General features: G+C 62.9%; 9 protein-coding genes and 1 pseudogene. 3 read left to right on the top strand and 7 right to left on the bottom strand.

What is annotated here, in order from left to right; translation table 11 throughout:
- Positions 1 to 193: 193 nt before the first annotated feature.
- Positions 194 to 550, bottom strand: coding sequence for a DUF3307 domain-containing protein (locus tag ABR948_RS23695; RefSeq protein ID WP_428122763.1), 357 nt, complete (start codon positions 548 to 550; stop codon positions 194 to 196).
- Positions 551 to 966: 416 nt separating this feature from the next.
- On the opposite strand from ABR948_RS23695, the gene ABR948_RS23690 reads away from it, so the two are divergent.
- The 3 genes from ABR948_RS23690 to ABR948_RS23680 all read left to right on the top strand — a co-directional run bounded on the left by ABR948_RS23690 (position 967) and on the right by ABR948_RS23680 (position 4,444).
- A complete protein-coding gene (locus ABR948_RS23690) occupies positions 967 to 2,358 on the top strand; it encodes a TAXI family TRAP transporter solute-binding subunit (protein ID WP_428122760.1) in 1,392 nt (463 codons plus the stop codon).
- A 171-nt stretch (positions 2,359 to 2,529) separates the two neighbouring features.
- Positions 2,530 to 3,627: a cyclic nucleotide-gated ion channel gene (locus ABR948_RS23685; RefSeq protein WP_428122758.1), complete on the top strand. Its 1,098-nt coding sequence runs from the start codon at positions 2,530 to 2,532 to the stop codon at positions 3,625 to 3,627.
- Between the two features lie 31 nt (positions 3,628 to 3,658).
- Positions 3,659 to 4,444 (top strand): enoyl-CoA hydratase/isomerase family protein, encoded by a 786-nt coding sequence (locus ABR948_RS23680; protein WP_428122756.1) that lies wholly within the window; start codon positions 3,659 to 3,661, stop codon positions 4,442 to 4,444.
- 216 nt (positions 4,445 to 4,660) lie between these two features.
- On the opposite strand, the gene ABR948_RS23675 is transcribed toward ABR948_RS23680, so the two are convergent.
- The 6 genes and pseudogenes from ABR948_RS23675 to ABR948_RS23650 all read right to left on the bottom strand — a co-directional run.
- Entirely contained in the window at positions 4,661 to 5,383 is a 723-nt protein-coding gene (locus ABR948_RS23675; protein WP_428122754.1) for a nitroreductase, read from the bottom strand.
- 2 nt (positions 5,384 to 5,385) lie between these two features.
- Positions 5,386 to 6,630: an acyl-CoA dehydrogenase gene (locus ABR948_RS23670; protein WP_428122752.1), complete on the bottom strand. Its 1,245-nt coding sequence runs from the start codon at positions 6,628 to 6,630 to the stop codon at positions 5,386 to 5,388.
- A 106-nt stretch (positions 6,631 to 6,736) separates the two neighbouring features.
- On the bottom strand, positions 6,737 to 7,978 hold the full coding sequence (locus ABR948_RS23665) for an acyl-CoA dehydrogenase (RefSeq protein ID WP_428122751.1): 1,242 nt from the start codon (positions 7,976 to 7,978) through the stop codon (positions 6,737 to 6,739).
- 35 nt (positions 7,979 to 8,013) lie between these two features.
- Positions 8,014 to 9,141 (bottom strand): acyl-CoA dehydrogenase family protein, encoded by a 1,128-nt coding sequence (locus ABR948_RS23660; RefSeq protein WP_428122750.1) that lies wholly within the window; start codon positions 9,139 to 9,141, stop codon positions 8,014 to 8,016.
- Positions 9,142 to 9,214: 73 nt separating this feature from the next.
- On the bottom strand, positions 9,215 to 9,973 hold the full coding sequence (locus ABR948_RS23655; RefSeq protein ID WP_428122747.1) for an SDR family NAD(P)-dependent oxidoreductase: 759 nt from the start codon (positions 9,971 to 9,973) through the stop codon (positions 9,215 to 9,217).
- A gap of 68 nt (positions 9,974 to 10,041) precedes the next feature.
- Positions 10,042 to 10,429, bottom strand: a pseudogene (locus ABR948_RS23650) (TetR family transcriptional regulator); the annotation flags it as partial.

Below are 10,429 nucleotides of genomic sequence, written 5' to 3'. Positions count from 1 at the left end.
CCGTGCAGCAACAGTACCGGTCTTCCCTCGCCGCGCTCGTGATAGGCCATGCGGCTGTCGAGTACGTCGACGGTCTTCTTGGCGAGCGGTTGCTCTGTCATCTGGATTCTCTCGATCGATCAGCGCGGCAATGGAGCATGCCGCGCCATCGCGAGGCGTGCAAATGAGCCGATGTCGGCCTGCGCCGGCGCGATCAAGCGTTCGACGCCATGAAAATCGACAGGCCAAAGCCGGTGAGATGGTGCAGCGCCTGGTCGACCCCGATCAGCGTCCAGAACCACGGATGCTTGTTCTCCTGTGTCACGCCAAAGGTCGCGGCGCAATATCCCTTGGCGCGATCGACCGTGATGTGGATGGCGAAGTCGATCAGAGCGACAAACCAGAACCGCGGCGCGACGATCAGGATCAGCGTCATTGCAACTGCAAGGTGTACAAGGCAGTGCGCCAGCAGCGGCAGCGCCCATCCGGTCTTCTGGTCCTTGCCGATGGCCATCCAGGAAGTCTGCAGGACAAAATCGGCGATGACGTGCTTGACGGTCAGCAGCAGCATCCATCCGATCAGCGCAGCTACCGGAACCGACGACGACATGGGGGGAAACGACAAAGCTGACGCCCTCGGTGGAATTGCTTGGAACGGCACGAGTTGGACCGGAGGCGTTCGGCGCCACTTCTTCTCAAACCCGGACAATTCGACCGGTATTCGTCATTTATGACATCTCCAGACACAGAATGCACCTGCGCGGAACTCGAAAAAAGCCGAGTGTGGCCTAACGGCGATACGTTGCTGCTGCGACGCAACCTCTGCGGGGGGTTGGGTTACCGCGGTGCCCGATTTGCAATCCGTCCGGGGGCGGATATCATCCCCAAACCTGAAAATTATTGTTCTTTTTTAGATATTTACGATCTCGTTCGGGCGGCCCTCGGCGCTGGCATGGCGGCGAAGCTCCCGGCGTGCGGGTATGACCCATGAGTGCTGAAGTGCCAACGCCTGCTCCACCCCCGCGTTCGCGCGTGGCTACGAGCAATCGCAGACAGGTGCTGCTGTTTGCCGCACTGACATTGATTCTGACGGTGGCGACGGTTTGGGGCGGCCGCGTCTGGCTGAGGAATTCCGAAACACTTGTCTTCGCCGTCGGAAATGCCAACAGCGTCGAGGCCCGTTTCGCCGCCAGGCTTGCCGCGGTGCTCAAGAACAGCTCTTCGCAGCTGCGCCTCAAGATCGTGCCGAACCCGGATAACGCCAAAGCGCTGGCGCAATTCGATCGCAAGGAGGCTGATCTGGCGGTGCTGCGCACCGACGCCAGGATTCCGTCCCGCGCCCGCGCCCTCGCGATCCTGGAACATGATGTGTTGCTGCTGATGAGCCCCGGCAGCAAGAAGATCAAATCGCTCGCCGAACTGAAGAAAAAGAAAATTGCGGTTCTGGCCGACGGCGACAACAACATCGCGTTCGTCCGCCATATCCTCGAAATTCCCGATGGCCCCGAAGCCGGCTCAAGGGTCCAGCTGGCGCCGCCGAATTCGACGCTTGACCAGCTGTTTTCCTCGGGCGGTTATGGCGCGGTGATCGCCATCGCGCACGCTTCCGCGATCGTGAAGGACAAAACCTTCGAACAATATGCCAGGCGCAGCGCCTTTACCTTGAACGCGATCGACGAATCGAAGGCGCTGATCCGGAGAAATCCGGACATTTCGGAGGAAACGCTGGCAACCGGAATGCTGTCTTCCGCACCCGCGATACCGGATGACGACCTCGATACGATCGGGCTGCAATGGCTTTTGGTCGCGCAGTCCAGAATGTCATCGAACGCAGCGGGAGATCTGGCGCGCACGATCTACGAGAACAAGGCCGAACTGGCGCTGGAGAACGGCTTCGCCTCCAGGATCGAACCGGCCGATGTCGACAAGAACGCCTTCATCGTCGCCCATCAGGGCGTCACCGAATATATCAACGACACCGCCAAATCGTTCCTGGAACGCTACAGCGACCTGTTGTATCTGGGAGCGGCCGTGCTCAGCATCATCGGCTCGATCTTCGTCGGGCTCTACACCAAGGTGACGCGGATTGCGCCGGAGAAAGCCAGCGAACTGGCCACGGCCATTCTCGACATCGGCGAGCGGATCGCCGATGCCGCCACGATGGACGCGCTCGACGCGTTGCAGGACGAACTCGAGACCATTCTTCGAGGCGCAGTGATCGGACTGCGCGACGGCACCATCTCGAGCGACGGACTGGACACCTTCAAGCTCGGATATGAATTCGTGCGCGATGAGATCGGCATGCGGCGCGAAAGCCTGAAGCGGCATACCGGCCATGACGACAATGTGGTGATCGTCAAGTCGGCGCAAAGCGCGTAACAGAGTCGGGACGGATTTACGGCACGCCCTCGAAAGGCGCCGCTCCAGGCCCGCCGATAACGCTGTTTTCGGGCCGGCGTTGACGGCCTTCCCCGGCCCGGGCACTTTGCAGACCGGTCACGCCCAGCATGGCCGATCAGGGTTCATTCCATCGACAGGCGCCGCGTTCCAATGTCCAAGCCGTTTGAGCAATTTGTGGCTGCGACCACCGGCCGCAACATGACCAAAGCGGCCTATGTCGCCATTGCGACCGGTGTCGCCGTGATGGTTTTGCTGACGGTCGATCCCGCCTATGAGACGGCGCATCGCTGGGTCGACGCATTGCTGTGGGCGTGCCTGGCGTTCTTTGTGTTCGAGTGGGTGGTCCGGCTTCGCCACGCCTTTCAGGCGCAGCGCGGCTGGACTTACGCGATATCGGGTCGCGGGCTGGTGGACGCGATCGCCGCGACGGCGGTGCCGCTTGCCATGATCCTTGGCGCGAATCCCAAAACCGCCTGGCTGCTCGGCGTATTCTGGATGCTCAAGGTGGTGCCGGGAATTCCCGGCTTGCGCCAGTTGCGCCGGGTGCTGGTGCTGGAATCCGGACCACTCCTGAGCGTGCTGGTGATTTTCCTGATGGTGCTGCTGCTGGCCTCGGTGGCGGAATATTTTCTGGAGCGCGACTTCCAGCCGACCGTCTTCGGCAGCGTGCCCGCGGCATTGTGGTGGGCGGTCGCGACCCTGACCACGACGGGGTATGGCGACGTGGTGCCGATCACTCCGCTCGGACGGGTGGTGGCGGCGGCCGTGATGATCTGCGGCCTTGGCGTGTTCGGGCTCTGGACCGGTATCCTCGCCACCGGCTTTGCCGCGGAAACCCGCCGCGACAATTTCCTGAAAACCTGGGAGTCGGTCAGCAAGGTGCCGTTCTTTGCCGCGCTCGGCCCGGCGGCGATCGCCGATGTCACGCACATGCTGCGCACCATGGACCTGCCGTCGCGGACCATGATCATCCGCAAGGGCCAGACCGGCGACTGCATGTATTTCCTCGCCGCCGGCGAAGTCGAGGTCGATTTGCCGGGCAAGAAGGTGACGCTCGGCGAGGGCGCCTTCTTCGGCGAGATGGCGTTGCTCGGCAATCATCTGCGCTCCGCCAATATCACCACCACACGGGTGTCGAAGCTATTGGTGCTCGATCTGGTGGACTTTCGGATGCTGATGGCACGGCATCCCGATCTCGCCGAGACCATCGACGCCGAAGCCCGGCGGCGCGCTCAAGAAAATAAGTAAAGCAAAACAAATAGAGCAAATGGAGAAAATCATGTCGCAAGCCGCTGAGACGGCGAGTACGCCGCTGCTCGATATCGATGGTGCCCGCGCCACCATCCGCCTCAACCGGCCCAAGCATCTGAATCGCCTGCAGCCCGACGACCTCGATGCGCTGCTCAAACTGTTCGACCGGATCGAAGCCGATGCCGCGATCCGGGTGCTGGTGCTCACCGGCACCGGCCGCGCCTTCAGCGCCGGCTATGATCTCAATTCAGTCGCCGAGCGCGCCACCAGCGCCGTTGAAGAGAGGAGCGCGGGGTCGGCGTTCGAAGTCGTCGTCAACCGGCTGGAGGATCTCGGCGTTCCCACCATCTGCCGGCTCAATGGCGGCGTCTATGGCGGCTCGACCGATCTGGCGCTGGCCTGCGATTTCCGCATCGGCGTCGACAGCGCCGAGATGTTCATGCCGGCGGCGCGGCTGGGTTTGCACTATTACAAGAGCGGGATCCGGCGCTACGTGTCGCGGCTCGGCGCCGACAATGCCAGGAAGCTGTTTTTGACCGCGCAGAAAATCGGCGCCGCTGAGATGCTGCGGATCGGTTACCTGACGGCGATGGTACCGGCCGAGGCGCTGGACGAGGAAGTCGACAGGCTCGCCACAATCCTGGCCGGCAATGCGCCGGTCGCGATGCGCGGCATGAAACGCGCCATCAACGAATTCGCGCGCGGCCAGCTCGACGAGGACGCCGCCGACCGGCGTGCCCGCGACAGCATGCGCGGCGCCGAGATCAAGGAAGGCATCAAGGCGTTCGCGGAGAAACGCCCGCCGAAGTTTTGAGAGGGGCGACGCGGAATTTCTCCGCCCTCATCCTGAGAGTCCTGACTCGAGACGCAGCCGACGAAATTAGGCCGTCATTGCGAGCGAAGCGAAGCAATCCAGCTTTTGTATGCCGAAGAGTGGATTGCTTCGTCGCTTCGCTCCTCGCAATGACGATCCTAGACTCAAGAGGCCGCTCCTCAGGATGAGGGCAGAGTTGACGCGCGACGGCTCGTCCTACTCGTCGACAAACGTCGCGGTGTCGGGAATGCTTGCGCGCGAGGTCCGGTAGCTGTTGATCTTGTGATCCCGGTCCGGGAAGCCGAACGAAATCCCGCACACCACCCGCCGGTCGTCGCCGAGCCCAAAATGACGCCGGATCAATCCGGATTGACGCGCCAGCGCGGCCTGCGGGATGGTGCCGAGACCCAGCGCTTGCGCCGCCAGCAGGAAATTGCCGACATAGGCGCCGCAGTCGATCGCGCCGTAAATGCCGAGCGCCTCGTCGCTGTGGATGATGGCGACATGCGGCGCCCCGAAGAAATTGTAATTCTCGAGTGCCTGTTTCGCATAGGCCGCCTTGTCGCCTCTGATGATGCCGAGCGTGTTGTAGAGCTGGAAGCCGCTTTCGCGACGGCGTTCCAGGTAAACGCCGCGATATTCGCGCGGAAATGAAAAGTCGCCATCCTCGGGCGCGCCGGAGCTGGCCTCGGCGTAGATCGCCGCGCGGAACCGCTCTTTGGCCGCGCCGCTCGCGATCACGATTTGCCACGGCTGGCTGTTACACCATGACGCGGTGCGCTGCGCCGCCGTCAAGATGCGCTCGATGGTCGGGCGCGGCACCGGCTCCGGCCGGAACGCGCGACAGGAATAGCGCTCGCGCAGCAATTCCTCCAGCACCCCGATCCGCTCTTCAACGCTGTGCCGGCCACCCGGCGTCTTCACGGCGTTATCCGACATGTTCACCGCCCCTTGGTCGGGATCTTGTTGAATGGCACGTCCTTGTCGACGCGGATGTCGCCGGGCAGGCCCAGCACGCGCTCGGCGATGATGTTGCGCAGGATCTCGTCGGTGCCGCCGGCGATGCGCATCGACGGCGAACTCAGCAGCATCTGCTGGAATTGGCCGCGCGCCTCCTCCTCAGCCGCACCGGTAAAGACCCCGGCCGCGCCCTCGAGGTCCATCGCATGCATCGCGATGTCCTGCAGCATAGAGCCCGCGACCAGCTTGCCGATCGAGTTTTCCGGGCCCGGCCGCTCGCCCTTGGACAGCGCCGAGATCGCGCGGTAGCTGGTATATTTCAGCCCGCTCGCCTTCACCGCCCAGCTCGCGAGTTTCGAGCGCGTGGCGCGATCGTCGATGGCGAGGCCATTCTCGGTCATCAGATTGGCGCAAAAGTCAAACATCTCGGGAAAGCCGGTCGCCAGCCGCGAGCCGATCGACATCCGCTCGTTCATCAGCGTGGTCAGCGACACGTTCCAGCCGTCACCGACCGCGCCGAGACGCTGATGGTCGGGAATCACGACATCGGTAAAAAACACCTCGTTGAATTCCTGCATGCCGTTGGCCTGCTTGATCGGCTTCACTTCGACGCCTTTGCTCTTCATGTCGAGGAAGAACATCGTCAATCCCTTGTGCTTGGGCACATTGGGATCGGTGCGGGTGATCAGAAGGCCGAGGTCGGAATAATGCGCGCCCGAGGTCCATATCTTCTGGCCGTTGATGATCCAACTATCGCCGCTCTTCTCGGCACGGGTGCGCAGGCCGGCGACGTCGGATCCGCCGGCCGGCTCCGAAAACAACTGGCACCAGATCTGTTCGCCGGCGGCGAGCTTCGGCAGATAATGGCGTTTGTGTTCCTCGCTGCCATAGGTCATCACGGTCGGCCCGCACATGCCCTCGCCGATCTGGAACGGCTGCGTCAATTTGCCGTAGACACCTTCTTCCTGCTGCCAGATCACGCGCTCGATCGGCGTCGCGCCGCGCCCGCCATATTCCCTAGGCCATTGCAGGCAGGCCCAGCCGGCGACGGCTTTCTTCTTCTGCCAGGCCTTGCCGACCTCGACGATGTCAGCCTTCTCCAGCCTGATCCGGCCAAGCGAGGCCTTCGACAGTTCGGCCTCGTATTGCTTCGGCGCGTTGGCATCGATCCAGGCCTTGGCCTCGGCGCGGAACGCGGCTTCCTGCGGGGTGTCATCGAAATTCATGGTGGGCCTCATGCTGTCCGTAGGGTGGGCTAAGCGAAGCGAGCCCACCATCTGATTGCGATGCGCGGTGGGCAACGCTGCGCGATGCCCACCCTACGAGTTGGATCTATCGTCCCTTGGTCGGTATCTTGTTGAAGGGCACGTCCTTGTCGACCCGGATATCGCCGGGCAGTCCGAGCACGCGCTCGGCGATGATATTGCGCATGATCTCGTCGGTGCCGCCTTCGACCCGGGTCCCGGGCGCGCGCAGCAGCATCGCCTGGAATTTTCCGGCGGCCTCCGCCTCGGGTCCGCTCAGCACCCCTGCTGCGCCCTGCAGATCCAGCGCATAGGCCGCGACATCCTGGATCATCGATCCCGCGACCAGTTTGCCGATCGAATTCTCCGGTCCCGGGCGCTCGCCCTTCGACAACGCCGAGATCGCGCGCATGCTGGTATATTTCAGCCCGCTGGCGCGCACCGCCCAATGGGCGAGTTTGGAGCGAACATTGCGATCGTCGATCGCGAGCCCCTCTTCCAGCATCAAATTGCTGCAGAACTCGAACAGCTCCGGGAATCCGGTCGCAACCCCGGCGCCGATCGACATCCGCTCGTTCATCAGCGTGGTCAGCGACACGTTCCAGCCGTCATTGACGTCGCCCAGCCGCTGCGAATCCGGAATTTTCACATCGGTGAAATACACCTCGTTGAAATCCGACTGGCCGTTGGCCTGCTTGATCGGCTTGATCTCGACGCCCGCGCTCTTCATGTCCAGAAAGAACATGGTGAGACCCTTGTGCTTGGGCACGTTGGGGTCGGTGCGGGTAAGAAGGATGCCGTAATCAGAGTAGTGCGCGCCTGAAGTCCAGATTTTCTGGCCGTTGATGATCCAGGTATCGCCACGCTTTTCCGCGCGCGTGCGCAGGCCGGCGACATCGGATCCTCCGGCAGGTTCGGAAAACAACTGGCACCAGACCTTTTCGCCCGATGCCAGCGGCGGCAGGTAGCTTCGTTTTTGTTCCTCACCGGCATAGGCCATCATGGTCGGCCCGCACATGCCGTGGCCGATGATGAAGATGCCGCTGAGCTTGCCGAACGCGCCCTCCTCCTGCTGCCAGATCACGCGCTCGATTGGCGTCGCGCCGCGCCCGCCATATTCCTTCGGCCAGTGCAGGCAGGCCCAGCCCGCATCGGCCTTCTTCTTCTGCCAGGCTTTGGCAACCTCGAGAATGTTCGCGCCCTTGAGCTCGGTGCGGCCGAGCGAGGACTTTTTCAGGTCCTCCTCGTATTGCTTCGGCGCATTGTTTGCGATCCAGGCCTTGGCCTCGGCACGGAACGCGGCTTCCTGCGGGGTATCATCGAAATTCATGCGCGTTGTCCTTTGCGGCTGCGTCCCGAATGAATCTACGCCGCGTTCCGCTTGCGCATCCGGTCGATCAGCGCGTCTTCCCAGTATGAAAGACTGCCGAGGCCGAGCGCCGTCGCATTGGCGCGGCGATAATACATGTGGCAGTCGAATTCCCAGGTGAAACCCATGCCGCCATGGACCTGGATGTTGTTCTTGGCGCAATGCTGGAACGCCTGCGTCGCGCTGATGCGGGCCGCGGCGGCGGCCTCCGGCAGTTCCGACGCATTGGTCGAGAGCGCCCAGGCGCCGTAGTAGCAATTCGAGCGCGCCAGCGTCGCCGATACATACATGTCGGCGAGCATATGCTTCACCGCCTGGAACGAACCGATCGGGCGGCCGAAGGCGATACGATCCAGCGCATAGTCGCGGCCCATTTCCAGCGCGCGGTCGGCGCCGCCGACCTGCTCGAATGCCATCAGCACCGCGGCGCGGTCGAGCACCTGCGAGACAATGCTCCAGCCTTCGCCGGCGCGGCCGAGCGGCTCGGCCCTGCAATTGCGAAAGGTGAGTTCGGCCTGGCCGCGCGACGGATCGACGTTGGTCAGCGATTTGGCTTCGACGCCGTCGCCCTTCAGGTCGACCAGGAACAGCGAGATATCGGTCTCGCGGCCGCTCGATCCGGTACGTGCCGCCACGACGGCGAAATCGGCGATCGCCCCGTCGGGCACCGGCTTCTTCACACCGTTCAGGCTATCGCCTGATGCCGAGAGCTTGATCGCCTGCGGCGACGGATTGCCCTTGCCTTCGAACAACGCCAGCGTGCCGATCGCGGCCCCCGACGCAATCATGGGAAGCCATTTCTGCTTTTGTGCTTCGTCGCCAGCCATCAGAATGGCTTCCGCCGCCAGATAGACGCTTGACGAAAACGGAACCGGCGCCAGCGCGCGGCCGATCTCCTCGGCGATCACACAGAGTTCGAGATGGCCGGCCCCCGCGCCGCCGAATTCCTCGGGGATCGCGACGCCGAGAAAGCCCATGCCGGCGAGCCCCTTCCACAATTGGCGGTCATAGGGCTCCTTGCCGTCGAGCACCGCGCGCACCGCCTTGGGCGGGCATTTTTCAGCGAGAAACTTTCGCGCTTCGTTGCGGAGTTGTTTTTGTTCGTCGGAGAAATCGAAATTCATGGCGTCACTCTGATGTGCGAGGCAGGTTTTCCGGGGTGTGTCGTCCCGTTTTCTCCGGGACGACGAAGAGGTGTTACCGCGGCGCCATGCGGATGGCGCCGTCGAGCCGGATGGTCTCGCCGTTCAGCATCGCGTTCTCGACGATGTGCACCGCGAGGTTGCCGTATTCGGAAGCGTCGCCGAGCCGCGCCGGATGCGGCACCTGCGCGCCCAAACTCTTGCGCGCCTCCTCGTTCAGCCCCATCAGCAGCGGCGTCAGGAACAGGCCCGGCGCAATGGTGTTGACGCGGATCTTGTGCTGGGCGAGATCGCGCGCCGCCGGCAGCGTGAGACCGACCACGCCGCCCTTGGAGGCCGAATAGGCGATCTGGCCGATCTGGCCCTCATAGGCCGCGACGCTGGCGGTGTTGATGATGACGCCGCGCTCTTCGCCAACAGGGGCTTCGGTCAGCAGCCGTTCCGCAAACAACCGCAGCACGTTGAAGGTGCCGATCAGGTTGACATTGATGATGCGGGCGAACTTGGCCAGCGGATAGACGCCGTCCTTGCCGACAATGCGCTGCGAGCCGCCGATCCCGGCGCAATTCATCAAGACGCGCGCGACACCATGGGCGGCTTCCGCTTTCGCGATCGCCGCCTTGACCCCGGCCTCGTCGGTGACGTCGGCGACAACGGCGACGCCCTTCACCTCGGCCGCGACCTTTTCGGCATTCTCCCTGCTCTGATCGAGCACCGCGATCTTGGCGCCCTTGGCCGCCATGGCGCGTGCGGTGGCGGCGCCGAGACCGGAACCCCCACCGGTGATGAGAACGGCAACATCCTTCAACTGCATCGGTAAAACTCCTTGGGCGCTTCCTCTGGTTTTGTTGGTATTCTTGTTGTCTTGAAACGACGCGATCGTCACCCGGAAGTAAGGATCGCCGTCTCCGTATTCGTCGTCAGCATGCCGCCGCAGATCAGCGCTTCCATATGCCGGATGTATTGGCGGCAGACCTCGTCGGTGACCGGCCCGACGCCGGTGGCGCGCGACATCGCGTGCCGTCCGAAAAACAGATGATCGCAGGCGCCGATCAGACTGGTGTAGAACAGCACCGGATCGATATTGCGGAATTCGCCGGCCTTGATGCCTTCCGCCAGCAGCCGCCGATGAAAGTCGAGTAGCGGCGCGACAAAGAATTTCGAGACCTCATCGGCAGCGTCCGCGCTGCTTTCATGCAGCAGATAGTGGATCAGCCGGTTCATATAGGGGAACTGGTGATAGGCCCGGATGATGCCCGCAATATGCAGC

It is taken from the genome of Bradyrhizobium sp., from assembly GCF_050014615.1.
Classification (GTDB): domain Bacteria; phylum Pseudomonadota; class Alphaproteobacteria; order Rhizobiales; family Xanthobacteraceae; genus Bradyrhizobium.
Note: the sequence above shows the minus strand (reverse complement) of the source record. Positions and strands in the feature narration are given on the sequence as shown.

Coding starts and splice junctions, on each gene's coding strand:
- ABR948_RS23695 (WP_428122763.1), bottom strand. CDS start 550: ATGCTGCTGCTGACCGTCAAGCACGTCATCGCCGATTTTGTCCTGCAG.
- ABR948_RS23690 (WP_428122760.1), top strand. CDS start 967: ATGAGTGCTGAAGTGCCAACGCCTGCTCCACCCCCGCGTTCGCGCGTG.
- ABR948_RS23685 (WP_428122758.1), top strand. CDS start 2,530: ATGTCCAAGCCGTTTGAGCAATTTGTGGCTGCGACCACCGGCCGCAAC.
- ABR948_RS23680 (WP_428122756.1), top strand. CDS start 3,659: ATGTCGCAAGCCGCTGAGACGGCGAGTACGCCGCTGCTCGATATCGAT.
- ABR948_RS23675 (WP_428122754.1), bottom strand. CDS start 5,383: ATGTCGGATAACGCCGTGAAGACGCCGGGTGGCCGGCACAGCGTTGAA.
- ABR948_RS23670 (WP_428122752.1), bottom strand. CDS start 6,630: ATGAATTTCGATGACACCCCGCAGGAAGCCGCGTTCCGCGCCGAGGCC.
- ABR948_RS23665 (WP_428122751.1), bottom strand. CDS start 7,978: ATGAATTTCGATGATACCCCGCAGGAAGCCGCGTTCCGTGCCGAGGCC.
- ABR948_RS23660 (WP_428122750.1), bottom strand. CDS start 9,141: ATGAATTTCGATTTCTCCGACGAACAAAAACAACTCCGCAACGAAGCG.
- ABR948_RS23655 (WP_428122747.1), bottom strand. CDS start 9,973: ATGCAGTTGAAGGATGTTGCCGTTCTCATCACCGGTGGGGGTTCCGGT.